The sequence below is a fragment of the Sphingomonas rhamnosi genome (assembly GCF_036663615.1).
GTDB lineage: Bacteria > Pseudomonadota > Alphaproteobacteria > Sphingomonadales > Sphingomonadaceae > Sphingomonas.
On sequence record NZ_JAXOJJ010000008.1, the window covers coordinates 63912 to 89061 of the forward strand.

At 67.3% G+C, this 25150-nt stretch carries 26 protein-coding genes and 1 tRNA gene; 8 read left to right on the forward strand and 19 right to left on the reverse strand.

Translation table 11 applies throughout. The features are described from left to right. From U1701_RS15795 to U1701_RS15805, 3 genes are all read right to left on the reverse strand, one after another. A complete protein-coding gene (locus U1701_RS15795) occupies positions 1-645 on the reverse strand; it encodes an XrtA/PEP-CTERM system exopolysaccharide export protein (RefSeq protein WP_332783536.1) in 645 nt (214 codons plus the stop codon). A gap of 93 nt (positions 646-738) precedes the next feature. Continuing rightward, complete coding sequence (locus U1701_RS15800) at positions 739-1968, reverse strand: pyridoxal-dependent decarboxylase, exosortase A system-associated (RefSeq protein WP_332783537.1); 1230 nt, start codon at positions 1966-1968, stop codon at positions 739-741. Next, positions 1965-3626, reverse strand: a complete 1662-nt coding sequence (locus U1701_RS15805) for an AMP-binding protein (protein ID WP_332783538.1) — start codon at positions 3624-3626, stop codon at positions 1965-1967. Before U1701_RS15805 ends, U1701_RS15800 begins: the two co-directional genes overlap by 4 nt. An 85-nt stretch (positions 3627-3711) precedes the next feature. Here U1701_RS15805 and U1701_RS15810 point away from each other — a divergent pair, with 85 nt between their 5' ends. Genes U1701_RS15810 through U1701_RS15820 form a run of 3 tightly spaced genes read left to right on the forward strand, consistent with a single transcriptional unit; the run spans position 3712 to position 5481 of the window. Beyond that, positions 3712-3984, forward strand: a complete 273-nt coding sequence (locus U1701_RS15810; RefSeq protein ID WP_332783539.1) for an acyl carrier protein — start codon at positions 3712-3714, stop codon at positions 3982-3984. Further along, positions 3977-4663 carry a hypothetical protein gene (locus U1701_RS15815; protein WP_332783540.1) on the forward strand — a complete coding sequence of 229 codons (687 nt, stop codon included), beginning with the start codon at positions 3977-3979 and terminating at the stop codon, positions 4661-4663. Before U1701_RS15810 ends, U1701_RS15815 begins: the two co-directional genes overlap by 8 nt. Beyond that, the gene (locus U1701_RS15820) at positions 4651-5481 is read left to right on the forward strand and encodes a hydrolase 1, exosortase A system-associated (RefSeq protein ID WP_332783541.1); all 831 of its coding nucleotides are present in this window, start codon (positions 4651-4653) and stop codon (positions 5479-5481) included. Before U1701_RS15815 ends, U1701_RS15820 begins: the two co-directional genes overlap by 13 nt. A 27-nt stretch (positions 5482-5508) precedes the next feature. Here the strand turns inward: U1701_RS15820 and trxB are convergent, their stop codons facing one another. After that, positions 5509-6477: a thioredoxin-disulfide reductase gene (gene trxB, locus U1701_RS15825; RefSeq protein WP_332783542.1), complete on the reverse strand. Its 969-nt coding sequence runs from the start codon at positions 6475-6477 to the stop codon at positions 5509-5511. 128 nt (positions 6478-6605) lie between these two features. On the opposite strand from trxB, the gene U1701_RS15830 reads away from it, so the two are divergent. From U1701_RS15830 to U1701_RS15845, 4 genes are read left to right on the forward strand one after another with little or no spacing between them, the layout of a single operon-like run. Further along, the gene (locus U1701_RS15830) at positions 6606-8885 is read left to right on the forward strand and encodes an FdhF/YdeP family oxidoreductase (RefSeq protein WP_332783543.1); all 2280 of its coding nucleotides are present in this window, start codon (positions 6606-6608) and stop codon (positions 8883-8885) included. Beyond that, positions 8882-9388 (forward strand): molybdenum cofactor guanylyltransferase, encoded by a 507-nt coding sequence (mobA, locus tag U1701_RS15835; RefSeq protein WP_332783544.1) that lies wholly within the window; start codon positions 8882-8884, stop codon positions 9386-9388. Before U1701_RS15830 ends, mobA begins: the two co-directional genes overlap by 4 nt. Then, entirely contained in the window at positions 9385-10284 is a 900-nt protein-coding gene (fdhD, locus tag U1701_RS15840; RefSeq protein WP_332783545.1) for a formate dehydrogenase accessory sulfurtransferase FdhD, read from the forward strand. Before mobA ends, fdhD begins: the two co-directional genes overlap by 4 nt. Before the next feature lie 12 nt (positions 10285-10296). Next, the gene (locus U1701_RS15845) at positions 10297-11649 is read left to right on the forward strand and encodes a DUF418 domain-containing protein (protein ID WP_332783546.1); all 1353 of its coding nucleotides are present in this window, start codon (positions 10297-10299) and stop codon (positions 11647-11649) included. On the opposite strand, the gene U1701_RS15850 is transcribed toward U1701_RS15845, so the two are convergent. From U1701_RS15850 to U1701_RS15860, 3 genes are all read right to left on the reverse strand, one after another. Next, positions 11628-11704 (reverse strand) — tRNA-Met (locus U1701_RS15850). The genes U1701_RS15845 and U1701_RS15850 overlap by 22 nt on opposite strands. A 53-nt stretch (positions 11705-11757) precedes the next feature. Beyond that, positions 11758-12276, reverse strand: coding sequence for a 2'-5' RNA ligase family protein (locus U1701_RS15855; protein WP_332783547.1), 519 nt, complete (start codon positions 12274-12276; stop codon positions 11758-11760). After that, entirely contained in the window at positions 12276-14204 is a 1929-nt protein-coding gene (locus tag U1701_RS15860) for a potassium transporter Kup (protein ID WP_332783548.1), read from the reverse strand. Before U1701_RS15860 ends, U1701_RS15855 begins: the two co-directional genes overlap by 1 nt. Positions 14205-14366: 162 nt before the next feature. On the opposite strand from U1701_RS15860, the gene U1701_RS15865 reads away from it, so the two are divergent. Further along, positions 14367-14582, forward strand: a complete 216-nt coding sequence (locus U1701_RS15865; protein WP_332783549.1) for a DUF3072 domain-containing protein — start codon at positions 14367-14369, stop codon at positions 14580-14582. Positions 14583-14630: 48 nt separating this feature from the next. Here the strand turns inward: U1701_RS15865 and nadA are convergent, their stop codons facing one another. From nadA to U1701_RS15925, 12 genes are all read right to left on the reverse strand, one after another. Next, positions 14631-15641 (reverse strand): quinolinate synthase NadA, encoded by a 1011-nt coding sequence (gene nadA, locus U1701_RS15870; RefSeq protein WP_332783550.1) that lies wholly within the window; start codon positions 15639-15641, stop codon positions 14631-14633. Positions 15642-15654: 13 nt separating this feature from the next. Next, the gene (locus U1701_RS15875; protein WP_332783551.1) at positions 15655-16359 is read right to left on the reverse strand and encodes a DUF4230 domain-containing protein; all 705 of its coding nucleotides are present in this window, start codon (positions 16357-16359) and stop codon (positions 15655-15657) included. After that, the gene (locus tag U1701_RS15880; RefSeq protein WP_332783552.1) at positions 16356-17213 is read right to left on the reverse strand and encodes an MBL fold metallo-hydrolase; all 858 of its coding nucleotides are present in this window, start codon (positions 17211-17213) and stop codon (positions 16356-16358) included. Before U1701_RS15880 ends, U1701_RS15875 begins: the two co-directional genes overlap by 4 nt. 181 nt (positions 17214-17394) lie before the next feature. Continuing rightward, positions 17395-18879 carry a M56 family metallopeptidase gene (locus U1701_RS15885; RefSeq protein ID WP_332783553.1) on the reverse strand — a complete coding sequence of 495 codons (1485 nt, stop codon included), beginning with the start codon at positions 18877-18879 and terminating at the stop codon, positions 17395-17397. Then, a complete protein-coding gene (locus tag U1701_RS15890) occupies positions 18876-19244 on the reverse strand; it encodes a BlaI/MecI/CopY family transcriptional regulator (protein WP_332783554.1) in 369 nt (122 codons plus the stop codon). Before U1701_RS15890 ends, U1701_RS15885 begins: the two co-directional genes overlap by 4 nt. 283 nt (positions 19245-19527) lie before the next feature. Continuing rightward, positions 19528-19869 carry a Grx4 family monothiol glutaredoxin gene (gene grxD, locus U1701_RS15895; RefSeq protein ID WP_332783555.1) on the reverse strand — a complete coding sequence of 114 codons (342 nt, stop codon included), beginning with the start codon at positions 19867-19869 and terminating at the stop codon, positions 19528-19530. A gap of 10 nt (positions 19870-19879) precedes the next feature. Further along, positions 19880-20110, reverse strand: a complete 231-nt coding sequence (locus U1701_RS15900) for a BolA/IbaG family iron-sulfur metabolism protein (protein ID WP_332783556.1) — start codon at positions 20108-20110, stop codon at positions 19880-19882. Further along, a complete protein-coding gene (locus U1701_RS15905; RefSeq protein WP_332783557.1) occupies positions 20110-20433 on the reverse strand; it encodes a DUF1476 domain-containing protein in 324 nt (107 codons plus the stop codon). Before U1701_RS15905 ends, U1701_RS15900 begins: the two co-directional genes overlap by 1 nt. Positions 20434-20511: 78 nt before the next feature. After that, entirely contained in the window at positions 20512-21510 is a 999-nt protein-coding gene (locus U1701_RS15910) for an NADPH:quinone oxidoreductase family protein (RefSeq protein WP_332783558.1), read from the reverse strand. Next, positions 21473-22102, reverse strand: coding sequence for a 3-isopropylmalate dehydratase small subunit (leuD, locus tag U1701_RS15915; protein ID WP_332783559.1), 630 nt, complete (start codon positions 22100-22102; stop codon positions 21473-21475). The genes U1701_RS15910 and leuD overlap by 38 nt, the downstream gene beginning before the upstream one ends. A 97-nt stretch (positions 22103-22199) precedes the next feature. Continuing rightward, positions 22200-23639 (reverse strand): 3-isopropylmalate dehydratase large subunit, encoded by a 1440-nt coding sequence (gene leuC, locus U1701_RS15920; RefSeq protein ID WP_332783628.1) that lies wholly within the window; start codon positions 23637-23639, stop codon positions 22200-22202. Positions 23640-23730: 91 nt separating this feature from the next. Further along, a complete protein-coding gene (locus U1701_RS15925; protein ID WP_332783560.1) occupies positions 23731-25020 on the reverse strand; it encodes a hypothetical protein in 1290 nt (429 codons plus the stop codon). Between the last annotated feature and the right edge of the window lie 130 nt (positions 25021-25150).

The following is a 25150-nucleotide window of genomic DNA, read 5'->3' on the forward strand; positions in this document are numbered from 1 at the left end:
TCAGAACATCGATTCCGGAATGATGATCACGTCGCCCGGCTCGAGCCCGACATTGGCCGACGAATCGCCCTTCTTGAGCAGGTCGCCGATCTGCAGCGAGAATTCGGTCTGCTTGCCGGTCGCGCGGTCGTAGCGGACGAGGCGCGCCTTGTTGCCCGCCGCATATTGGCTGAGCCCGCCGACCGCGATCATCGCGTCGAGCAGGGTCATGTTGGCGCGGTAGGGGATCGACGCCGGCTTCTCGGTCGCGCCGACGATGCGGACCTGCTGGCTGTAGGTGCCCGAGAAATTCTCGACGATCACCGAGACGATCGGATCCTTGATATACTGGCTGAGCGCCTTCTTCATGTCCTCGGCGAGCACGGCCGGGGTCTTGCCGACCGCGGGCATGTCGTTGATCAGCGGCGTGGTGATGCGGCCGTCGGGGCGCACCTGGATCTTCGCCGACAGTTCGGGATTGCGCCAGACGAAGATGTTGAGCTGATCGAGCGGCCCGATGACATATTCCTCGCCCGGCATCTCCTTGTTCGCGACATAGGAGGCCGGCGGCAATTCGGGACGCCCGCCGGTGCTGGTGCAGGCGGCCAGCGTCGAGGCGGCGAGGCCGGTGATCAGCAGGGAACGGGCAACGGGTCCGGCACGCATGGGTAGAAGTCTCCTGACATCATGCCGAACGCCGGTCTGCACCGGGAACGGCTGAACTCAGGATCGATATGGGTCGAACAGGTGAATATAGCGTTAGGAACGCTCGACAACCAGTTCGGATGCAAGCGGATGGCCGAGGAAGGCCGCCGGACTCGCCGAGGCCCCATAGGCGCCTGCCAGGAAGATTGCGATCAGATCGCCGACCGCGACCGGCGGCAGCGCGACGCGGTCGCCGAGGCGGTCGAGCGGGGTGCACAACGGGCCGACGACGGTGACGTCGCCGTCCGCTTCGCCGCCCATGCGCGCGGCGACCGCCAGCGGATAGTTGCGGCGCACGACGGTGCCGAAATTGCCGCTCGCCGCGAGCTGGTGATTGAGCCCGCCGTCGACGATGACGAAGGTCTCCCCCTGGCTCTGCTTCACGTCGACGACGCGGGTGAGATAGACGCCTGCCTCGGCGACCAGCCAGCGGCCGAGTTCGATCGCGAAGCCGCTGTCGGCAAGAATGGGGGCGCGGGCAGCGATCGCGTCGGCAAGCGCAGCGCCGACGCGCTCGACGTCGAGCGCCACGTCGCCGGCGAAATACGGCACGCCGAAGCCGCCGCCGAGATTGACCAGCGGGGGGGCGGCTCCTGCCTCGTTTGCCAGCCGCGCGGCCAGATCCAGCGTCCCGGCCTGCGTGTCGATGATCGCCTGCGCGTCGAGCGCCTGGCTGCCTGCATAGATATGGAAGCCGCGCCAATCGGCGCCGGCGGCGACGATGCGGCGTACCAGTGCGGCGGCACGCGCCGCGTCGACGCCGAAGGGCGACGCGCGACCGCCCATCTTCATCCCGCTGCCGCGCAGTTCGATATCGGGGTTCACGCGGACCGCGAGGTGCGGGGTCAGGCCCAGCCGGCCGCCGATCGCAAAGGCGCGGTCGGCCTCGCCTTCGGATTCGACGTTGAGAGTCGCGCCGGCGACGATGGCGGCGGCGAGTTCGTCGTCGCGCTTGCCGGGGCCCGCGAAGCTGATCGCGCCGGCGGGCTTGACCGCGAGCGCCTTGGCGAGTTCGCCGGCGGAGGCGACGTCGAGGCCGTCGACCAGCGGCGCGAGGGCCGCGAGCAGGTCGGCGTAGGGGTTGGCCTTGATCGCGTAGTGGAGATCGACGCCAGCGAACGCCGCGCGGAACCGCACGATCCGCGTCGCGATGGCGGTCATGTCGTAGACGAACAGCGGCGTGTCGCCGGCCTGTCGCACAAGCGAGTCTGCGCTGTGTGTGCCGATCTGCAGCATCCCCGCCTGGTCTCGGAACTCCGGCGGGAGTGGCCCCATCGGTTTCATCGCGTCACCTCCGTGTTCCCCCGCGAAGGCGGGGGTCCAGACTGAGCCCCCGCCTTCGCGGGGGAACACGCCTTGACCTCCGCCGCAATCGCCGACCGATCGAGCTTGCCGTTCGCATTGTGCGGCAGCGCATCGCGCCAGTCATACCGCGCGGGCTGCATGAAGCTCGGCAGTGCCGCCCGCAGTCGCGCGCGCAACGCCGGTTCACCCGCCACGTCGCCGGCGAGAACCACCACGATCGCCTGCCCCAGGCGTTCGTCCGCGACCCCGACCGCGACCGCCTCGCGCGCTTCCCCGCCCGCCAGCACCGCTTCCTCGATCTCGAGCGGACTGATGCGGTTGCCTGCGCTCTTGATCATCTCGTCGTCGCGGCCGACGAAGCGCAGCAGTCCGTCGTCCCCCTCGACCACGGTGTCGCCCGACCAGACCGCAAGGCTGCCGTCCGGTTCGGGCCGGAAGCGATGCGCGGTCCGCTCGACGTCGCGCCAATAGCCTTGCGCGACCAGCGGCCCCGCGTGGACGAGTTCGCCCGGCTCCCCGACCGCAGCGCGCGTACCGTCGGCGCGGCGCACCGACACGTCCGCGAACGGGATCGCGCGGCCCATCGCGTCCGGATGCACGTCGATCAGGGCGGGGTCGAGATAGGTCGATCGGAACGCCTCGGTCAGCCCGTACATCGCGTAGAGATCGGCCTGCGTGAACCGCGCGCGCAAGCCCCGCACCAGCCGCGGCGTCAGCGCGCCGCCCGAATTGGTGAGCCGCCGGAGTTTCGCGGCGGTCTCGGGCGGCCAGTCCGCTTCGAGCAGCTGCACCCATAGCGGCGGCACCCCCGCCAAAGTCGTCGCATCGGTCCGCTCGACCGCCTTCACGACGTCGCGCGCGGTGAGGTAATCGAGCGGCGCCACAGACGCACCCGCCGCCCAGGTCGAGAGCAGCTGGTTCTGGCCGTAATCGAAGCTCAGCGGCAGCACCGCGAGCACGCGGTCGTCGGGCGTGAGCCTTAGGTAATGCGCGACCGAAATCGCGCCGAGCCACAAATTCGCGTGGCTGAGCATGACGCCCTTGGGCCGGCCGGTGGAGCCCGAGGTGTAGAGGATCGCCGCAAGCGTATCGGGATCGGCCCAGGACAGGCTCAAGCCCTCATCGTTCCCCGGCGAAGGCCGGGGCCCAGTTGGGAGAACAGACGTAACCGGAGCCGGTCCTTCGTTACCGAGGCCATCCCAACTGGGCCCCGGCCTCCGCCGGGGTACAAGCGGGAGTTCGACCTCCTCCACCACAACGCACCCTGCCGGCACATCCCCCGCCTCCAGCGTCCCCGCCCGCACGCCCTGCGTCACCAGCAGCGCCGCGCCACTATCGGCGAGGATATGCGCGACCTGCGCACGCCGCAGCGCCGGGTTCACCGGCACATGCACCAGCCCCGCGCGCGCCACGGCCAGCGGCATCACGCAGGCGAGACGCGTCTTCGGCAGCCACGTCGCTACCCGGTCGCCCGCCAACAGCCCCCGCTCCGCCAGCGCGCCGGCGGCCGCCGAAACCGCCCTTTCCAGCTCGGCGAACGTCATCGATCCGGCACGGTCGACCAGCGCCACCGCGTCCGGCGCGCCACGCGCGGGCAGATGGTCGATTGGATAGGGCTGAGGGTCGAGCGCGATCATCGGTGCCTCATACGCCCAAGGCGTTGCCGAATTCACCCCCGCACTATACCGCAGCGCGCAATCGCAACGGGTTTGGGTACGAAATTTGATCCGCGAAGGCACTTCCCAGGTCGACACCGCGGTCCGCGCGGTGCTGGCCGACATCCTCGGTCTGAGCGCGGAGCGCGTCGCCGCGTTCACGCCCGAGACACCGCTGTTCGGCGCGCTGCCAGAGCTCGATTCGATGGCGGTCGCCAGCGTGCTGACCGAGCTCGAGGATCGCCTGGGCATCCTGATCGAGGATGACGAGGTCGACGGCGAGATGCTCGAGACGTTCGGCGCGCTCGTCACGTTCGCCGCGACCAAGGCGCTTGTCTGACGTCTACGCCTGCGCGCGCGGCCGCGAGGCGCAGCTGTGCCTGGGGCCCGACTCCGGCCCGGTGCTGCTCGTCGCGCCGGCGCTGTTCGAGGAAGCCAATCGCCTGCGCGCGTTCACCGTCGCGATCATGCGTGCGCTGGCGTCGCACGGCGTCGCCAGCGTGCTGCCCGATCTTCCCGGCACCAACGATAGCCTGATCGCGACCGAGGATGCGCGGCTCGACGACTGGCAAGACGCCTTCGCCGCGGCGGTGCCGGCGCGGCGGACGTACGGATTCGCGATTCGCGGCGGCGCGCTGGTCGACGCGCGCGCCGCGCTTGCCGGCCGCTACCATCTGTCGCCGCCGACAGGAGCGGACATCGTCCGCGATCTGGTGCGGACGCGGCTTGCAGGCGTGCGCGAAGGCGGGGCGGCGTTCGACCCCGCCGACATCGACCGCCCCGGCCCGCCGATCGAACTGGCCGGTAATGCCATCGCCCGCGACCTGCTGTCCGCGCTGAAGTCCGCCGAACCTTCGCAGGCCGACCGCGTCGCCCGGCTGGAGGGTGACGGACGCCCAGCGGACCGGGTCTTTGCCGGAAGACCGCTCTGGCGCGCGGCAGAGCCCGGCACCGACCAGACGCTCGCCGCGGCGGTCGCCGACGACATCGCCGCCTGGATCTCCCGATGCGAAGGATGATCGGCATCCCCTGTGAAGGCGAGACTCTCGCCGCGACGATCGACGAGGGTCAGGGCACCACCGGCCTCCTGATCGTCTCGGGCGGCAACGAGATCCGCTGCGGCGCGCATCGCGGCATGGCGATGCTGGCGCGCCGCCTTGCCGACCGCGGCGTTCCGGTGCTGCGCTACGATCGCCGCGGGATCGGCGATTCGAGCGGCCCCAACGGCGGGTTCCTCACCGCCCGGCCCGACCTCGTCGCGGCAGCCGCAGCGTTTCGCGCCGAAGCGCCGCACGTCGAACGCGTGATCGGCTTCGGCAATTGCGACGCCGCCAGCACGCTCGCGCTGTTCGGCCGCGACGCCGGGCTCGACTCGATCATCCTCGCCAACCCCTGGGTAATCGAGGACACCGACGCCCTGCCCCCCGCCGCTGCGATCCGCGCGCGCTACGCCGATCGCCTGCGCGACCCGCGGGAATGGCGGCGGCTGCTTGGCGGCGGGGTTAATATTCGCGGTGTCCTCCGCGGCTTACGGAAGCTTGCTGACGAGCCTCGCGAGCATGCGCTGGCGGCGCGAGTCCTGTCGGCGATCGACCAATGGGGTCCAGCTGCGACCGTCATCCTAGCCACGGGCGATGCGACGGCACTGGCGTACGCGAGTGCCGCTCGAAACGCCGGACTGACGTGCAGCACGACCGAGATCACCACCGCGTCGCACAGCTTTTCGGGCCCGGCCGCTGCGCCGCTGGAGGAGGCGATCACCTCTCTTCTCCGTCATCCCGGACTTGATCCGGGATCCAGAGCCACGGGCGCCGCCGATCGTGACTCTGGATCCTGACGTTCGTCAGGATGACGGACGGCGTACCTACTCCGCCGCCTCGGCCATCTCAGCAAACTCCGCCGCCGCCAGGAAGCGCTCCGCGTCCAGCGCCGCCATGCACCCCGTCCCCGCGGCGGTAACCGCCTGGCGATACACCTTGTCGGCCACGTCGCCACAGGCGAACACACCCTCGACGCTGGTCCGCGTGCTGCCCGTCTCGACCGCGATATAACCGTCCGAATCGAGATCGATATGCCCGCGGAACAGCTCGGTCGCGGGGTGGTGGCCGATCGCGACGAAGCCGCCGTCGACGTCGAGCCGGCTATGCTCGCCCGTCACCGTATCCTCGAGGTCGAGCGCGACCAGTCCGGCATTGCCGCCGCCGTCGACGAACCCGCGCACCTCCTTGTTCCACAAGACCGTGACGCCCTTGTGCGCGAACAGCCGCTCCTGGAGGATCTTCTCGGCGCGCAGCGAATCGCGGCGGTGGATCAGCGTGACGTCGGGCGAATGGTTGGTCAGGTACAGCGCCTCCTCGACCGCGGTGTTGCCGCCGCCGATCACCGCGACCTTCTTGCCGCGATAGAAGAACCCGTCGCACGTCGCGCAGGCGCTGACGCCCTTGCCCTTCATCGGCTCCTCGCTGTCGATCCCGAGCCACTTCGCCTGCGCGCCGGTCGCGATCACCAGCGTCTCGCCTTCGTACACGTCACCCGAATCGCCGACCAAGCGGAAAGGCCGCTTGGAGACGTCGACCTCGACGATCGTGTCCCACATCATCCGCGTGCCGACATGCTCGGCCTGCGCCTGCATCTGCTCCATCAGCCAGGGGCCCTGGATCACGTCCTTGAAGCCGGGGTAATTCTCGACATCGGTCGTCGTGGTCAGCTGGCCGCCGGGCTGGATGCCCTGCACGACGATCGGCGCCATCCCCGCGCGCGCGCCATAGATCGCGGCGGACAGCCCGGCGGGGCCGGACCCGAGAATGAGCATGCGGGTGGTGTGCGTCGTCATGTTGGGCAATCCTTGGAGCGTCGGATCCCATCTAGGCGATGAGGCGAGCGATTTGAACCGTCGGGATCGCGTTGCCACCGCATCGAATTCCCGGCAGCTTCGTTTTGAGCGCGAAGCGAGGGACGATCATGAGCGAAGACATTGAAATCGAAGCCTACACCGCACCGGCCGGAGGCTGGGGTTCGATGCGGTCGCTGGCCGAAATCGGCGCGCGCGAAAAGATCGGGCCGGAGGCTCTCAAAGAGCTCAGCCGCCAGAACAAGCCCGACGGGTTCGTCTGCGTCAGCTGCGCCTGGGGCCGTCCCGCCAAGCCGCACATCGCCGAATTCTGCGAGAACGGGGCGAAGGCGACCGCATGGGAGCTGACCAGCTATCGCAACACCCCGGCGTTCTTCGCCAAGCACGACGTCACCGAACTGCGCGGCTGGAAGGATTTCGACCTCGAACAGGCCGGGCGCCTGACCCACCCGATGAAATATGACGCGAACACCGACCGCTATGCCGCTGTAAGCTGGGCCGAAGCCTTCGCCGATATCGGTGCGAAGCTGAAGGGCTACGACCCCAAGAAGGTCATCTTCTACTCGTCGGGCCGCGCCAGCCTTGAGACCTCGTACATGTATGCGCTGATGGCGCGGATGTACGGCAGCCACAATTTGCCCGACAGTTCGAACATGTGCCACGAGACGACATCGGTCGGGCTCAAGTCCGCGATCGGGGTGCCGGTCGGCACGATCCAGCTCGACGATTACGAGAAGTGCGACGCGATCTTCTTCTTCGGGCAGAACCCGGGGTCGAACAGCCCGCGCTTCCTGCATCCCTTGCGCGATTGCGCCAAGCGCGGCGTCGAGATCGTCGTGTTCAATCCGCTCAAGGAACGCGGGCTGGAGCGTTTCCAGGACCCGCAGAACCCGATCGAGATGGCGACGGGCAAGTCGACGCCGATCGCCTCGCAATATCACCAGGTGAAGGCCGGCGGCGACATCGCCGTCATGATGGGGATTTCGAAGTTCGTCATCGAAGCCGATGATATCGCCCGCGAAACCGGCGCACCTGGGATCATCGACCACGCCTTCATCGCCCAGCATACTACCGGGTTCGAGACCTTCGCGGACAAGGCACGCGCGACCAGCTGGGACGCGATCGAGCTCAACAGCGGCCTGACGCGCGCGGCGATCGAGGAAGCCGCGGCGGTCTATGCGCGGTCGAAGGCGACGATCGTGGTCTATGGCATGGGTCTGACGCAGCACGTCCACGGCATCGACAACGTCCATATGGTCGTGAACTTCATGCTGCTGCGCGGCAATGTCGGCAGGCCCGGCGCCGGGTTCGGTCCGGTCCGCGGCCATTCCAACGTCCAGGGTCAGCGCACCGTCGGGATCACCGAGAAGCCCGAACTGGCCCCGCTCGACCGGCTGAAGGAGCAATATGGCTTCGAACCGCCGCGCGAACTCGGCTGGGACACCGTCGCCACCTGCGAGGCGGTGATCGCGCACGAGGCGCAGGCGTTCATCGGGCTGGGCGGCAATTTCGTTCGCGCAGTCGCCGATACCGCGCCGGTCGAGGCGGCATGGCGCGACCTTGATCTGACCGTGCACGTCGCGACCAAGCTCAACCGCTCGCACCTGCTGCCCGGCAAGACGTCCTATGTACTCCCCTGCCTCGGCCGGATCGAGACCGACATGCAGGCGACCGGCGCGCAGAGCGTGTCGATCGAGGACTCATTCAGCCACATCTACGGCTCCAAGGGCAAGGCGACGCCCGCGTCCGACGCGTTGCTGTCGGAACCGGCGATCGTCGCAGGGATCGCCAAGGCAATGCTGCCCGCCAACCCTAAGGTCGATTGGGACGCGTGGGTCGGCGACTATGCCAAGGTGCGCGACGCGATCGAGGCGACCTATCCTGACATGTTCGCGCGGTTCAATGCGCGGATGTTCACGCCCGGCGGCTTCTGGAAAGGCAACGCCGCGGCGCACCGCGAGTGGAAGACCGAGAGCGGTCGCGCCGAGTTCAACACGCCCGAGGTGCTGAGTGCGACCGGGTTCGACGATGTCGAGGGGCGGTTCCGGTTGATGACTCTGCGGTCGAACGACCAGTTCAACACCACCATCTACGGCTATCACGACCGGTTCCGCGGGGTGAAGGGCACGCGCGACATCGTCTTCATGAACAAGCACGACATCGCGAAGATGGGAATCGCGGACGGGGATAGTGTGCACCTTGTCGGCGATGCGGGCGACAATGCGCAACGCCGTGTCGATGGACTGCGGGTTGTCGAATATGACATCCCGGTCGGGTGCGTCGGGGCCTATTATCCCGAATGCAACATCCTCATACCGACTGCGCACCATGCGCTGGAAAGCCATGTTCTAGCAGCGAAATCTGTGCCGGTACGGCTGGAAAAGGCGTGATTCTGGGGGTCGTCCTCGCCGGCGGCCGGTCCTCGCGCTTCGGGTCGAACAAGGCGGACGCGCTGTTGGCCGGTCGGTCGCTGGTCGAGCATGCGCGTGCGCAACTGGCGGCGCATGTCGCGACGACCTTGATCGTCGGCGGCGCGGCGGGCGACATCGCCGACCTGCCGCGCCCCGGCCTGGGGCCGCTGGGCGGCATCGCCGGTGCGCTCGATCGCGCGGCGAGCCTCGGCTACGTATCGGTGCTGACGATCGCCTGCGACATGCCCCGCGTGCCCGACGCGCTAATCGCCGAACTGGCCAAACGTGCCCCCGCCTATTGCGCCGACGCGCCCGTGCTCGGGCACTGGCCGACGGCGGCGGGGGCGCAACTGATCGCCGACATGGCGGCGTCGGACGACCATTCGGTACGGCGCTGGGCGCGTGCGATCGGCGCGGTCGAGGTCGCGACCGCGTCGCCGCTGCCCAACGTCAACACCCCCGCCGACCTGGCCGCGTTATGACGACGTCGCGCGCCGCCACCGTCACCGTGCTGCGGCCCGACGGCGTCACCCAAACCGAACGCCGGATCGCGGTCGAGGCGCCGGTCGCGATCGAGGTCGACGGACTGGGCTATGCGGTGATGATGATGACGCCGGCCGACCTGCCGGCCTTCGCCACCGGCTTCCTGCTGACCGAGCGGCTTGCGGACACGCCGGCCGACATCGTCGACATCGACGTGTTCGAAGGCGAACCCGGGTGGATCGTCCGGGTGACGCTGGCGGAGCGATGCCGCGGTCGAATCCACGACCGCGTCCGTCACCGCACCAGCGACACCAGCTGCGGGCTGTGCGGGATCGCCGGACTCGAGCAGTTGCGCCGCCCCGTCGCGCACCGCCCGCCCGCCCCGGACGTCGCGCCCGCCGCGCTGTTCGCGGCGCTTGCCGGGCTGCGCGACCATCAGCCGCTCAATGCCGAGACAGGCGCGATCCACGCCGCCGCGGCGTGCGACGCGTCGGGTGCGGTAATCGCCGCCTATGAGGATGTCGGGCGGCACAATGCGCTCGACAAGCTCGTCGGCGGGCTGGCAATCGCGAGGACGGGATGCGCGTTCATCCTGGTGACGTCGCGGATCAGCTTCGAGATGGTCGACAAGGCGCTGATCGCGCGCGCGCCGCTGCTCGTCGGGATCTCGGCGCCGACCAGTCTCGCGATCGATCACGCGCGCGAACACGGCCTTACGCTGCTGGCGCTGGCACGCAGCGACGCCATTCTGGTCGTCAACGATCCGTGCGACCGGTTCCGTCATCCTGACGACCGTCAGGACCCAGGATTTCACGCGTCCGCGCCCGTGGCCGGGATTCCGGATCAAGTCCGGGATGACGGCGGTGTATTGCGTGGAGATCGTACGGCCCCCTAGACCCGTCGCGACATGACAGCCCCCCCGACGATCGCATCTGCCACCGAACCCGACGGTGCGTCGCGCCTGACATCGCTCGACATCCTGCGCGGAGTCGCGATCCTCGGCATCCTGTTCATGAACATCAACGACATGGGCCGGTCGTTCAGCAACCCGGACATCCGCACGCTCGGCTGGACCGCGGCGGACCAGATCGCCTGGTGGCTGCGCGCGATCCTGGCCGACGGCACCGCGCGCGCAATGCTCGAAATGCTGTTCGGCGCGGGGATGGTGATCCTCACCGATCGTCTCTCGCACGCGGCGGAGGACGACGAGGGGCTGGTGCTGCAGCGCTATTACTGGCGCAACGCGGTGCTGTGGGTGTTCGGGATCATCCACATGGTCGTGCTGCTATGGCCGGGCGACATCCTCCATACCTATGCGATCGCGGCGATGCTCGCCTTCTGGTTCCGGCGGCTGCCCCCGCGGTGGCTGCTGACGCTCGGGCTGGCGGGCGCGGTGCTGCAGCTGGGCGGCGCGGGCTATTGGGGCGTCTACGCGCCGCTACAGGCACGTGCCGAGGTGACGGCGCTCACCGCCCGGCGCGATGCCGGTATACCGCTCGACGCGACCCAGCGCGCGACGCTCGCCAGGGCAGCCGAACGCGCCGCGACCCGCGCACGCGCGGTTGCCGACCACGCCGCCATCGTCGCCGCGGAGGACGCGGCGCGTTCCGGTACCACCGCCGACTGGATCGGCGCGCAGACCGCCAAGAGCATAGAACGGCTCGGGTTCGGCGAGATCTTCTCGATCCTGGAAGCCGCAACGACGATGCTGATCGGTGCCGCGCTGTTCAGGCTCGGCATCCTGCAGGGCAACCGGTCACGGCGGTTCTACGCCCGACTGACGCTCGCCGCTTATGGTGTCGGGCTGAGCCTGCGGGCGTGGGGCGCGTACGAGGTGACGCGCTTCACCGACGCGCCGCAATGGAACTGGGCAACGTCGGAGATCGCGCGCCTCGCGACCACGCTGGGGCATATCGGCGCGATCCATCTGCTGCTGAGCACGCTGCTCGGCGCGCGGCTGCTGCGGCCGTTCGCGGCGGCGGGGCGAACCGCGCTGACGCTCTACGTGCTGCAGACGATCGTTCTGCTCTGGATCCTGTTCCCGCCGTTCGGCTTCGCGCTCTACGGACGGCTCGACTGGATGCCGATGATGCTGGTCTGCGTCGCGGTCGATCTGGCGCTGCTGGGGGTCGCGGTCGTCTACGTCCGCCACTTCAGGATCGCGCCGGTCGAATGGGCCTGGCGCTCGATCGTCGAGCGGCGGCGGCTACCGTTTTGTCATGTCGAAAGCGGCGCGAGTGGTAGCGGAGGAGGGATTTGAACCCCCGACCCCAGGATTATGATTCCCGTGCTCTAACCAACTGAGCTACTCCGCCAAAGGCGTGCTTTCACTCGCGAGGGGGGCCTATAGGAAGGGGATTCCGGGCGGTCAAGCGAACATGTGCCGCGACAGCGCTTCCCATGGTCCGCCGCGATACCACCACGCCCCCAGCCCCGCGATCTCGATGTCGCGCGCGCGGAAATCGCGGTTGAGTTCGGCGAGCAGAAGCTTCGCCACCGCGGGCGTTACCTTGTTCTGGATCGTCACGTGCGGGCGCCATCCGCCGGCATCCTGCGGTGTCAGCATGCCCGTGAACGCGTCCGCCAACCGCGCGCGGATGCCGAGCAATTCGGGGGATTCGATCCGGTAGGCAACGCCGCGGCCAAGCGACATGAGTCCACCCACCCGCGCCTGGGGCGCCCGGATGCCGCGCGTCTCCTGGTTGAGGCGGTGCTTGAGCTCATCGACGCCCGAAGGCGGCAGATGGTGGAACAGCGTCAGATGCGCGTCGAGCTGGTTGCGCTCGGGCGGGAAGTGCGCGCGGCGCATGCCGTCGAAGAACGCGGTATCCTGCCGCCCGAACAGCGCGGTGACGATGATAGGGGCCGGCCCCGATTCGACGGACATCAAATCTCGATCTGACTGCCGAGCTCGACGACGCGGTTGGTCGGCAGGCGGAAGAACTCCATCGCGCTTTCGGCGTTGCGCAGCATCCACGCGAACAGCTTCTCGCGCCAGATCATCATGCCGGGCTTGTCCGACGCCAGCAGCGTCTGCCGCGACAGGAAGAAGCTGGTGTCCATCATCTTGAAGTCGGCGCCGCAATTATGCACCTCGCGCAGCGCCGCGGGCACGTCGGCGTCTTCCATGAAGCCGTAGCGCAGGATCAGGCGGTGGAACCCCTCGCCCAGTTCCTCGCGGATCGCGCGGTCGTGCGCGGGCCAATAGGGCTGGCCGACGATCTTGACCGTCAACAGGATCACGCGCTCGTGCAGCACCTTGTTGTGCTTCAAATTGTGCAGCAGCGCATGCGGCACGCCGTCCGGCGTCGACGTCATGAACACCGCGGTCCCCGGCACGCGCGACGCAGAGTTTGCAGCAGAATTAATGAACACCCGTATCGGCATCGCCGCCTCCCGCATCCGATCGATCATCAGCTGCCGCCCCTTCGACCAGGTGGTCAGGAAGGTGAAGATGATGAGACCGACCAGCAGCGGGAACCAGCCGCCCGCGGGCACCTTGGTCATGTTCGCCGCAAAATAGGCGCCGTCGACCAGGAAGAAGACGGCGAGCAGCGGCACGGCGGCATAGACCGGCCAGTTCCACAGCCGGAACAGCACGACGCCCAGCAGGCAGGTGTCGATCAGCATCGCCCCCGTGACCGCAATCCCGTAGGCGCTGGTCAGGTTTGACGAGGTGCGGAAGAACAGTACCAGCAGGATGACCATGATCATCAGCGCCCAGTTGACGAGCGGGATGTAGATCTGGCCCTGGGTCGAGGCACTGGTGTGTTCGATGCGCAGCCGGGGGATGAAGCCCAACTGGATCGCCTGCTGCGTGACCGAGAAGGCGCCCGAGATCACCGCTTGGCTCGCGATTACCGCAGCCATCGTCGCCAGGATGACGAGCGGCAGCTGGAGCGCCGGCGGCGCGAGATTGTAGAACGGGCTGACCAGCGCGGCACTGCCGTCGCGGAAGAGGAGCGCGCCCTGGCCCATATAGTTCATGATCAACGCGGGCAGGACGAAGACCAGCCACGATATGCCGATCGGCTTGCGGCCAAAATGCCCCATGTCCGCATAAAGCGCCTCCGCACCGGTGACCGCGAGCACGACCGAGCCCAGCGCCAGGAAGGCGCGTTCGGGATCGATCAGGAAGAACTGGACCGCGTAATGCGGCGAGAACGCCCAGAGGACCTCCGGCGTCTGCACGATGCTCAGCACGCCCAGCGTTCCGATCACCGCGAAATAGACCAGCATGATCGGCCCGAAGAACAGCCCGACACGCGCCGTTCCGCTGCTCTGGATATAGAACAGGAAGATCAGAATGGCGATCGAGATCGGGAGGACAAGCGCCCCAAAGCTGGGTGCCGCGACCGCCAGACCCTCGACCGCCGACAGCACCGAGACCGCAGGCGTGATCATGCTGTCGCCATAGAACAGCGCAGTCGCGAACACGCCGAGCAGGATGATACCCTTGCTCCAGTGCCGCGTCTTGGTCTTGCCCGAGACGAGCGCCAGCAGCGCCAGGCTGCCGCCCTCGCCCTTGTTGTCGGCGCGCATGATGATGATGACGTATTTGACCGTCACGACGATCATCATCGACCAGAACATCAGGCTGATCACGCCCATGATGTGCGCGGGGTCGAGCGCGAGCTTGTGATGCCCCGCGAAGGTCTCGCGAAACGCGTAGAGCGGGCTGGTGCCGATATCGCCGAAGACGATGCCGATCGCGCCGATCGCGAGCTTCAGCATGCCGTCCGAATGATGATGACCAAGATCGCCGTCGGCATCCTGGGGTACCGCCGGGAGCGCGGCCTGGGGAGAATCGGTCACCGGCGCTGCGCAGTGTCCGAAAGGTTGGTCATCGTCATCTTCAAAACCCGTTGTTCACCCCAATGCCCCGATTAGCACGCGCGCGCGCGGGGGAGCAACGGAAGTGTATCGCAGGGAACATAGATAGAACGTCGGCGTTGGGTATCGCGAAAGGAACACCGCATGTCCGATACCAATCCCAAATCCGAACCCTTCTCGAACGCCGAGAAGGATCCGCACGACTGGACCACCGGCGACGAGAAGATGACCGGTGCCCAGGCGAGCTACCTCAAGACCCTGTCAGAGGAAGCGCACGAGGAGTTCGACGACACCCTGACCAAGGCGGATGCGTCGATCAAGATCGACGAGCTGCAGGGCAAGACCGGCCGAGGCCAGTAGGCACCACTTGCACGGAAGCGCTTGATCCTCCCCCGGAAGGGGGAGGATTTAGTCTCCGGTTACCCGCGTCGGGCCGAGGTCGCCTTTGCCGACCGATCCCGACGCCATCGCCAGCATCGCATCGAGGCTCTTCTTCGCCTTGAGGCGCAGCCCTTCCTCGATCTCGATCCGGGGAGACAGGTCGCGCAGCGCGACGTACAGCTTCTCGACGGTGTTGAGCGCCATGTACGGGCAGATATTGCAGTTGCAGTTGCCGTCTGCGCCCGGCGCGCCGATGAAGCGCTTGTTCGGCAGCGCCTTTTCCATCTGGTGAATGATGTGCGGCTCGGTCGCGACGATCAGCGTGTCGCCCCCGCCCGTCGAATCCATCGCCATGGCGTATTCCAGGATCCCCCGCGTCGAGCCGATGTAATCGGCATGGTCGAGGATGATCGCCGGGCATTCGGGGTGCGCGACGACGGGGGCGCCGGGGTGCTGCGCCTTCAGCTTCATCAGCTCGGTCTCGCTGAACGCCTCGTGGACGATGCACACGCCCGGCCAGAGCAGCATCTCGCGGCCCGTCTTGCGCACCAGATAGCCGCCGAGATTGCGGTCGGGGCCGAAGATGATCTTCTGGTCTGCCGGCAGCTGCGCGAGGATCGTCTCGGCCGACGAGCTGGTGACGATGATGTCGCTGAGCGCCTTCACCTCGGTCGAGCAGTTAATATAGGTCAGCGCGATGTGATCGGGATGCTTGGCGCGAAACGCCGCGAACTGCTCGGGCGGGCAGCTGTCCTCCAAGCTGCAACCGGCATCCATGTCGGGCAGGATCACGGTCTTGCTCGGCGACAGGATTTTCGCGGTCTCCGCCATGAAGCGCACGCCGCAGAACGCGATGACGTCAGCGTCGGTCGCCGCCGCCTTGCGCGACAAATCGAGGCTGTCGCCGACGAAATCGGCGAGGTCCTGAAGCTCGGGCTTTTGGTAATAATGCGCGAGGATGACCGCGTTCTTCTCCTTGCGGAGGCGTTCGATCTCGGCGCGGATGTCGACGCCGACGAGGTTCTGACGAAGTTCCATGATGTTTCCCGAATTAGCTGGCGTTGCCTAGCACATCCTGCAGCGAGCGCGAGGTGTCCCAGCGTTCGGTGGAACCACCCTCCCCGGCAAAGCGGACTTGCACGGTGACCTTGCCCAGCCCTGCCGCGCCGAGTGGTCCGGCAATCAACCGGGTCAGTGCAGCGCGCGCGTTGGCGCGAGCCGCTGCGATCCGCGCGGGCTTGCGCGCTTCACCCTCGGCCACGCGGTCGGCGCCTTGCGACGCCTGGCGACGCATGGTGCCCATCATCTTGCGGGTGACGAACACGCCCTTGGTATCCTCGATATAGATGCGCGATTCGTCGATATTGATATCGCCGACACGGACATCGGGGGCGTGCACGGTGAGCACCTTGGCGGTTTCGTCCCACCGGAAATCGCCGGGGTCGAGCGCCGACAGGTCGACGAAATAGCCGACCGAGAACGGCGCCTTCATCACATAGCTCGAGTCGAGCCAGCTGAACCAGCCGCGGTTCGAGCCGACGCTCTGCACGGTTCCGGCAAGCGTGCTGACCTTGAGATCGCTCGCGCCTGCGAAGGTCGTCTCCACGATACGCGCGACCGCGGGGCCATCGCGGCCCTCGGTGGTGATCGTGTAGCGATCGGTATAGGTGCGATACGCGGCATAGATCGCGACCAGCGCGGCGATGCCGACGAGCAGCAGCACCACGATGCGGATGCTGCGCGTGGGCTGCGTCACGCCGCGATCTTCCACAGCGTCCCCTCCCCCTGCACCAGTCCGCGGTTCTGCAGATCGATCAGGTGCGCGAGCACCGAGCGTTCGGCGGCGGGCAGCAGCCGCACGTCGAGCCCGACATACATGCGCGCGACCATGTCGGGGATCGCCTGCGGCGCGGCGCGCAAGCCGCGCAGGATCTGGCCCTCGCGCTGCTTGCGGTGGCCGAGCATCCCGCGGACGAGCCGCTGCGGCTTGTCGATCGCCTCGCCATGCCCCGGGTAATAGACCCGGTCGTCGCGCGCCATCAGCTTGTCGAGGCTCGCCATATAGTCCGCCATGTCGCCATCGGGGGGCGAGACGATCGTCGTCGCCCATCCCATGACGTGGTCGCCGGAGAACAGCGCGCCCGTTTCCGGCAGCGCGAAGGCAAGATGGTTCGAGGTGTGGCCGGGGGTCGCGATCGCCTGCAGCGTCCAGCCATCGCCCGCGATCGCCTCGCCGTCTGCGAGCACCCGGTCCGGCGCATAGGCGGCGTCGAACGCCATGTCGGCGCGCGCGCCGTGATCGTCGAGGCCGAACGGCGCGGCACCGACGATCGGCGCACCGGTCAGCGCCTGGAGGGCGCGCGTCGCCGGGCTGTGGTCGCGGTGGTGGTGCGTGACGACGATCGCGGTAACCGGGCGGCCGGCAATGACATGGGCCAGGGCTGCAAGATGCGCCGCATCGTCCGGTCCAGGATCGATCACCGCAAGGTCGGTGGTGCCGACGATATGGGTCTGCGTGCCCGTATAGGTGTAGGGCGACGCATTGGGCGCGAGCACGCGGACGACGAGCGGCTCGAGCTGGATCGGGATGCCGGTCGGGTGCTCAGCCATACGCGCGAAATGGCGGGTCCGGCGGGTGATGGCAAGGGTCGTCTACAGTGGGAGCGTGTACCCCAATGCCTATCCGTTCTCCCGCGAAGGCGGGAGCCCAGGGTCAAACAGCGGTGCGCTCGATACCCTGGACCCCCGCCGTCGCGGGGGAACGGGAGGCGCCGGGGACCAGCTCCGGGGCTCACTCCGCCTTGGCAATATCCGCCTCGACCTCGGCGATCCCCTCGTCGATCCCGGCGAGCGCCTGCGCGCGCTGTTCGGCGGACATGCTCATATTGCCGACAATCCCCGCGCGCGCGCTGCGCAGACCCGTAATGGCGGAACGGAGCGCGCTGCGTTCGATGTCCTTGCTGTTCGCGGCGAGCTGGGCGCCATCGGCGGCGGCCTTTTCGATACGGTTCGAGCAGATGATCATGATCTTCCTGGCGCCTTGCTGGCGATGAATCACCATCTGCTTAGCATCGCCATCGCGGCCTTCGGCGCAGGACCTTTCGGTGATCTCGGGCATGTCCGCCATCGTCATCCGCTCGCCGTTGCGGATTGTCATGACGCGGGTCGGGCTGCCGGTGCGTACGGGCGGGACCGGCGGCATCGGCGGCACATCCCCTGCGTTCGGGAGCACGGCCCGCGGCGGCATGGGCGGAACGGACGTCACCGCTGGGACCGACGCGACCGGCGGCATCGGCGGGACCGGCGTGACGGGGGGAACGGGCTGGATGTCGGTGCGGATACGCGCGCCGATCGCCTCGGCGGCGCTGGTGCCCGATGCGGTGACGCCGAGCCCGGCGGCGACGAGTGCCGCAACCGAGACGGTGCCGATCGCGAAGCGACGGCGCGAGGTGCGCGAAGTTGTCAGCATGCGAAGTCTCCCTTTCAGGTCGGTGATGGTGTGAAGGTGGCACGCCGCCGACACCGCACCGCCATGCGCCGCCTTGACGATCGCGCAGGCATAGATGTGGCGGTCGACCGCCGAGCGGCCGGCGAGCACGCGTGCGTCGTTGGCGAGTTCCTGGTCGGCGCGGAAGCTGCGGAAGGCGCGCCACGCGATCGGGTTGAACCAGTGCAGCGCGAGCACGATCAGCGCCACCCAGTTGGCGATCAGGTCGCCGCGCTGGTGGTGACCGATCTCATGGGCCAGCGCGAGGGCGCGTTCGTCGGAGTCATACCGGTCGTCGAAATCGCGCGGGAAGGCGACGTAGCGACGGACAATGCCGAAAGCGAGCGGTCCGGGCGCGGCGGGACTGGCGATCACGCGCACACCCTGTTCGTCGTCGAGACGCTCGGCGGTGCCGAGCATCCGCGCGCAGAACCGGCTGTGCTGGACGAAATGCCAGACGAGGAACGCCGCCGCGCCCGCACCCCAAAGCGCACCGGCGACCAAACCGAGCGAGGGACCGGGGGCGGACGCGACGGCGGCGGAACCGGCGGGGTCGACCACATAGATGATGATCGTCTCGCCGGCACGCGAGAGCGGGGTGGCGGACGTGTGCCACCCCTGTGGCATGGGGGGCAGGATCAGCCGCAGCGCGGGCAAGGCCCACAGCGCATAGGCGACCTGCGCCCCGAACAGACGCCGTACGGGCGTACGGATAGCGAGGACGATGATCATCAGCACCGTCGAGGCGATCAGCGCCTCGATCGCCCAGCCGGGCAAGGCCGCGCTCACGCCCTCAACTCCTGGAGCAGCGCCTCGATCTCGGCGATGTCCTGCGCGGTGAGTTCGTCGCGTTCGGCGAGGTGCGCGACCAGCGGGGTCAGCTTGCCGCCGAACAGCCGGTCGATCAGCCGCCGCGATTCGCCGCTGACATAATCGTCGCGCGCAACCAGCGGGCGGTAGAGATACCGGCGGCCGTCCTGCTCATGGCCGATGACGGTCTTGGCGAGCAGCCGGCCGAGCAAGGTCTTGACGGTGTTGGCGCTCCAGCCCTTGGCCGGATCGACGCGCTCTGCGACATCCTGCGCGGTGAGCGGGGATTCATCCCACAGCACCTCCATGACCGCATGTTCGGCGTCGCTGATGCGTTCTGGCACGACTCGGCTCCTCTGTGACTACGACTGTAATCGTACCGATTACGGTTGTAGTCAAGAGGCATCAGACCACCGCATCAGGCGGTCATCAGATGATTGAAACGTCGGCGTTTTTGACAGCTGAAGGTCGCTAGAATCCGCGTTAACTATTGCACCCCGCAGGAAGCGGTCGATCGGCGCAATTGGCACGCGCTCTGCATCGCTCCCGATGTACCGAGCGTTTCAGCGCTTCAAGCCGGGTGGATCGGTCGCTTCGCGATCTCGCGTCGATCCACCCGCACCCGGTTCAGGCGTCCTTCGCCATCAGCTGCCCGAGTTCGCCGCTCTCATACATTTCCATCATGATGTCCGACCCGCCGACGAACTCGCCGTCGACGTAGAGCTGCGGGATGGTCGGCCAGTCCGAATAGGCCTTGATACCCTGACGGATACCCTGGTCCTGCAGCACGTCGACACTCTCGAACTCGACGTTCAGATGGTTGAGGATCGCGATCGCGCGGCTGGAGAAGCCGCACTGCGGGAACAGCGGGCTGCCCTTCATGAACAGCACGACGGGGTTGGCCTTCACCACCGCGTCAATGCGGGCGTGGGATTCGTCGGTCGGGGCTGGGGTAATCTGGTCGGTCATCGTTTCGTCCTCAAGCAATCACGGTGGTAAGCTGGAGCGCGTGCAACACGCCGCCCATGCGGTCGCCGAGCGCGGCGTAGACCGCCTTGTGCTGCTTCACGCGGCTGAGGCCGGCGAAGCTCGCGCTGGTGACGCGCGCGGCATAATGGTCGCCGTCGCCGGCGAGATCGGTGATCACAACGTCGGCGTCGGGGATCGCGGTGCGGATCATCGCGACGATATCGTCTGCAGCCATCGGCATTATTGCGACTCCAGCAACTGGCGGCGGGCCTCGATCATCTGGACCGTCAGCGCGCGGCGCACGGTGGCCTCGTCATGGTCGAGCCCCGCCGCGGTGAAATCGCCGACGAGCTTGCGCACGACGTCATCGTCGCCGCCGCCCTCCATATCGGCGTGGACCAGTGCGGTCGCATAGGCCTCCGATTCCTCGGGCGTCAGCGCCATCTCGGTCGCCGCCCATTGTCCGAGCAGGCGATTGCGTCGCGCGGTGATGCGGAACGCCAGCTCCTCTTCGCGGGCGAAGTGCGATTCGTTCGCGCGCTCGCGATCGTCGAACATAGTCATGGCGCGCAGGGTCCCCGTGGTTGTGTCCCAGCCAAGATAGGGGGCGGGCGCACGGGGCGCAACACGAGCGCGGGCGTGTCAGCCGACCTCGACGACCAGCTTCCCGATCGCGCCGCGCGCCGCCATCTTGGCGATCGCATCGCCGGCGCGGTCGAGCGGGAACGTCTCGGTCACGCGCGGTGCGATCTTCCCCTGTTCCCACAGCGCGAACAGGGTCGCGAGATGCGTCGCGTTCGCCTGCGGATCGCGCGCCGCGAACGCGCCCCAGAACACGCCGCAGACGTCGCAGCTCTTCAGCAACGTCAGGTTGAGCGGCAGCTTCGGAATACCCGCGGGGAAACCGACGACCAGATAGCGCCCCTCCCATGCGATCGACCGCAATGCGGGCTCGGCATAGTCGCCGCCGACCGGGTCATAGACCACGTGCGCGCCAGCCGGGCCGACCGCAGCCTTGAACTGCTCGGCCAGCGCCTTGGATTGGGCCTTGTCGAACGGCGCGCGAGGATAGATCAGCGTCGCGTCGGCGCCTGCCTGTTTCGCGGCCGCGGCCTTGGCGTCGGACGACACCGCGGCGACGACGGTCGCGCCGAACGCCTTGCCGAGCTCCACCGCGGCGAGCCCCACCCCGCCAGCCGCGCCGAGCACGAGCAGGGTCTGCCCCGCCGCAATATGCCCGCGATCGAGCAGCGCGTGGATGGTGGTGCCGTAGGTCAGGATCAGCGCCGCACCTTCGGCGAAGCTGCGCCCTTCGGGTAACCGGTATAATGCGGCGGCGCTGGTAACGACGCGTTCGGCGAGCCCGCCATGGCCGAGCATGGCGATCACGCGGTCGCCGATCGCCCAGCCGGTCACGCCCTCACCCAGTTCGGCGATCACGCCCGCGATCTCGCCACCCGGCGCGAACGGGCGCGTCGGCTTGAACTGGTATTTGTCCTCGATGATCAGCACGTCGGGATAGTTGATCGCGCAGGCCTTCACCGCGATCACCACCTGCCCCGGCCCGGCGACCGGATCGGGCAGGTCGCTCAATTCCAGCGTTTCAGGTCCGCCCGGCGCTCTCGACAACATCGCCCGCATACCCGCTCTCCTTGAGGCTCCAGGGACGATGCTCACGCACCGTCTCCTCGAATTTCGAAATCTGGGTATCCCTTGCCAGCGTTAGGCCGATCTCGTCCAGCCCCTCCATGAGACACTGCCGACGGAACGGGTCGAGTTCGAACGAAAAGCGATCCTGGTACGGTGTGGTGACCGTCATCGTCTCGAGATCGATCGTGATCGGCTCCGACTTGGCGACCTCGATCAACCGATCGATGACGTCCTCGGGCAGCACCACCGCGACGATGCCGTTCTTGAACGCATTGCCCGAGAAGATGTCCGAGAAGCTCGGCGCGATCACCGCCGCGATCCCCATGTCGGCAAGCGCCCAGGCCGCGTGTTCGCGGCTCGAGCCGCAGCCGAAATTGTCCCCCGCGATCAGGATCGGCGCGCCCGCATAGGCGGGGTCGTCGAAGATGTTGCCGGGTTGGGCCCGCACCGTCTCGAAAGCGCCCTTGCCGAGCCCGGTGCGGGTGATCGTCTTCAGCCAGTGCGCGGGGATGATGACGTCGGTGTCGACGTTCTTCGCACCCCAGGGATAGGCGGTGCCGCTGACGGAGGTGACGGGTTTCATTTCGGCGTCACATGCTCCCCAAGCGGACGGGCCGAGGCGACATACGCCGCCACGCCGCTGAACATCGCGCCCGCAACCAGCAAGACCAGAACCTTCTTCACGCCCGTTCCCCCATCAACTCGCGCACGTCGCTCAGATGTCCGGTCACCGCCGCGGCGGCGGCCATCGCGGGCGAGACGAGGTGCGTGCGCGCCCCCGGCCCCTGCCGCCCGACGAAATTGCGGTTCGACGTCGATGCGCAGCGCTCGCCCGGCGGCACCTTGTCCGGGTTCATCGCCAGGCACATCGAACATCCCGGCTCGCGCCATTCGAAGCCGGCACTGACGAAGATCCGGTCGAGACCCTCCGCCTCCGCCTGGCGCTTCACTTGCCCCGAACCGGGGACGACCAGCGCACGGACGCCCAACGCAACGTGGCGGCCCTCGGCGATGGCCGCGGCGGCACGCAGATCCTCGATCCGGCTGTTGGTGCAGCTGCCGATGAAGACGTGCTGGACGCTGACATCGGTCATCGGCGTGCCGGGCGTCAGGCCCATATAGTCGAGCGATTTGCGCGCCGCGATGCGCTTGGCGGGATCGGCGAAGCTGTCGGGATCGGGTACCACGCCGGTGATCGCGACGAAATCCTCGGGGCTGGTGCCCCAGGTCAGGCCGGGCGCAATCTCGGCCGCGTCGATGATCACGGTCTTGTCGTACACCGCCCCCGGGTCGCTCGGCAGCGTGCGCCAATAGGCGACCGCGTTGTCCCACGCCGTGCCCGAAGGCGCCATCGGCCGGCCCTTCAGATAGGCGAAGGTGGTATCGTCCGGCGCGACCAGTCCGGCGCGCGCGCCCGCCTCGATCGACATGTTCGCGATCGTCAGACGACCCTCGACCGAAAGGCCGCGGATCACGCTGCCGGTGAATTCGATGACGTAGCCGGTGCCGCCCGCGGCGCCCAGACGGCCGACGATCGTGAGGATCACGTCCTTGGCGCTGACCCCGAAGCCGAGCTCGCCGTCGACGCGCACTTCCATCGTCTTCGACGGCGACAGCAGCAGCGTCTGCGTGGCGAGCACATGCTCGACCTCGCTGGTGCCGATGCCGAACGCCAGCGCACCGAGCGCGCCATGCGCCGAGGTGTGGCTGTCGCCGCAGACCAACGTGGTGCCGGGCAGCGTGAAGCCGAGCTCGGGACCGATGACGTGGACGATGCCCTGCTGCACCGCGTTCGCGTCGATATAGTCGATGCCGAACTCGGTCGTATTGCGGCGAAGCGCATCGAGCTGCGCGGCACTTTCGGGGTCGGCGATCGGGATCTCGCGCCCCGCGGCGTCGACGCGCTGCGTCGTCGGCAGATTGTGGTCGGGGACGGCGAGCGTCAGATCGGGCCGGCGCACGCGGCGCCCGGCAAGCCGCAGCCCGTCGAACGCCTGCGGGCTGGTGACTTCGTGAACCAAATGGCGATCGATATAGATGAGGCAGGTGCCGTCGTCGCGGCGTTCGACGACATGCGCCGCCCAGATCTTCTCGTAGAGCGTTTGCGGACGGGATCGCATCATGCGGGTGTCGGTAACCGATAGTTGCACCGAGGCAAAGCCCTCGCGCAACTATCGGTCCGGCGACGCGACCGTCGCAACGATTTCGGCGTCAGCCGCCCTGCGCCAGATCCTTCACCGACGACACCAGCACCCCGATCACGATCGGGTTGCCCGCCGCCGACGTCGTTTCGACGACCAGGTTGCTCGACGAATTGAACGTCGTGCTGCTCTTCGTCGTGCTGTCCGAGCTGTTGCTGACATAATAGGGCCAGCAGCCATAGCCCTCTTTGCTCTGCTGTTCGGCATAGGTCTGCTCGGCGGTGCTGAAGCTCTGCGACGAGGTCGTTATGGTCGTGGTCCCGTCGGCGATGATCAGGTTGGTGACGACATATTGCATCGACCCCGTCGGACCGAACAGCGCGTCCCATTGCGTGAGGTCGGTCCACACCTCGGTGGTTTTGTTGTTGTACGCGTAAGCGAGCGCCGCGCCATAATACCAGGGCAGGAACGTCGTACCCCCCGCTTCGATCGACTCGCCCGACAACGGCAAGGCGGCGACGTTGATGAAGTGATCGTACGACACCGACACCGTGAAGGACGACGACGCGAAGGTTTGCGAGAAATCACTCGACTGCGAGCTGCTCGATTTCGAATAGAAATAGGTGCCGCCGGTCGAGCTGCTGCTGTTCGCCCACGAATCGCTGATGTCCGACGACGCCTCGGTCGACTCCATCGTGAAGTTCACGCTGGGCGCTGCGGCGATATCGGCGAGCACCTGCTCGTAGGTCTGGTTGAACGCGGTCGGGCCGCCCAGCGGCAGGTTGGCTTGCAGTTCCTGCGCGATATAAATCGGGTTCTCGAACCCGGCACGGTACAGGGTGTAGCATTGCGCCGCCGAGCCGGGGTTGGGGACGAGCGCCTCCATCGACCAGTTCTGGAACAGGTTCTGCAGCGCCGTTTGCAACACCGTCGGCGGTTCGCTGAACGCCGAAGGATTGGCCTGGAAATACGCCTGTTTGGTGGCGGTCCACGCCGCCATGTTGGCCTCGCCCATCGCCGCGTTGAAATTGGCGGCGCCGGCCGCCTGCACGAACGACAACAGCGAAGTGTACTCGCTCGACATGCTGACCAATGTGTCGGGCGTGTAATATTGCACCACCGAATTCGTCGGCAGCTCGTTCATCATATCCCACAACTGGTCCGTGGTCCGCGGCAGGATCACGTCGCCCTGGCTCAGCTGGAACTCCTCGACCGACAGGTTGAGTTCCTTCGCGAGCGTATTGTACCATTGCGCATTCACCGTATCGAGAACCGTACCGGTCCCCGTATCGGCTGCATCAAGATCGGCGGTTGGCCCCAGGTCTGCATCCGCATCCTGAACCGGAGTCGTATAGGACATGACATACCTCTCATGAAGACGCAGTTATGCACGAGCGTAGTAACGGGAATCGTTACTACGCTGGGGCGTCTTTCTGTATAGTCCCCCCTCACAACCACCATCGTCAATGTAGAGATAGTCCATTTTGACT

Excerpts from the sequence above, each read along its gene's own strand:
- U1701_RS15925 (WP_332783560.1), bottom strand. The coding sequence starts at position 25,020 with ATGTCCTATACGACTCCGGTTCAGGATGCGGATGCAGACCTGGGGCCA.
- U1701_RS15855 (WP_332783547.1), bottom strand. The coding sequence starts at position 12,276 with ATGTCCGTCGAATCGGGGCCGGCCCCTATCATCGTCACCGCGCTGTTC.
- grxD (WP_332783555.1), bottom strand. The coding sequence starts at position 19,869 with ATGACCGACCAGATTACCCCAGCCCCGACCGACGAATCCCACGCCCGC.
- U1701_RS15845 (WP_332783546.1), top strand. The coding sequence starts at position 10,297 with ATGACAGCCCCCCCGACGATCGCATCTGCCACCGAACCCGACGGTGCG.
- U1701_RS15820 (WP_332783541.1), top strand. The coding sequence starts at position 4,651 with ATGCGAAGGATGATCGGCATCCCCTGTGAAGGCGAGACTCTCGCCGCG.
- U1701_RS15865 (WP_332783549.1), top strand. The coding sequence starts at position 14,367 with ATGTCCGATACCAATCCCAAATCCGAACCCTTCTCGAACGCCGAGAAG.
- nadA (WP_332783550.1), bottom strand. The coding sequence starts at position 15,641 with ATGGAACTTCGTCAGAACCTCGTCGGCGTCGACATCCGCGCCGAGATC.
- U1701_RS15800 (WP_332783537.1), bottom strand. The coding sequence starts at position 1,968 with ATGAAACCGATGGGGCCACTCCCGCCGGAGTTCCGAGACCAGGCGGGG.
- U1701_RS15805 (WP_332783538.1), bottom strand. The coding sequence starts at position 3,626 with ATGATCGCGCTCGACCCTCAGCCCTATCCAATCGACCATCTGCCCGCG.
- trxB (WP_332783542.1), bottom strand. The coding sequence starts at position 6,477 with ATGACGACGCACACCACCCGCATGCTCATTCTCGGGTCCGGCCCCGCC.
- U1701_RS15795 (WP_332783536.1), bottom strand. The coding sequence starts at position 645 with ATGCGTGCCGGACCCGTTGCCCGTTCCCTGCTGATCACCGGCCTCGCC.
- U1701_RS15880 (WP_332783552.1), bottom strand. The coding sequence starts at position 17,213 with ATGGCTGAGCACCCGACCGGCATCCCGATCCAGCTCGAGCCGCTCGTC.
- leuC (WP_332783628.1), bottom strand. The coding sequence starts at position 23,639 with ATGCGATCCCGTCCGCAAACGCTCTACGAGAAGATCTGGGCGGCGCAT.
- U1701_RS15900 (WP_332783556.1), bottom strand. The coding sequence starts at position 20,110 with ATGCCGATGGCTGCAGACGATATCGTCGCGATGATCCGCACCGCGATC.
- leuD (WP_332783559.1), bottom strand. The coding sequence starts at position 22,102 with ATGAAACCCGTCACCTCCGTCAGCGGCACCGCCTATCCCTGGGGTGCG.
- U1701_RS15910 (WP_332783558.1), bottom strand. The coding sequence starts at position 21,510 with ATGCGGGCGATGTTGTCGAGAGCGCCGGGCGGACCTGAAACGCTGGAA.
- U1701_RS15830 (WP_332783543.1), top strand. The coding sequence starts at position 6,606 with ATGAGCGAAGACATTGAAATCGAAGCCTACACCGCACCGGCCGGAGGC.
- U1701_RS15905 (WP_332783557.1), bottom strand. The coding sequence starts at position 20,433 with ATGACTATGTTCGACGATCGCGAGCGCGCGAACGAATCGCACTTCGCC.
- fdhD (WP_332783545.1), top strand. The coding sequence starts at position 9,385 with ATGACGACGTCGCGCGCCGCCACCGTCACCGTGCTGCGGCCCGACGGC.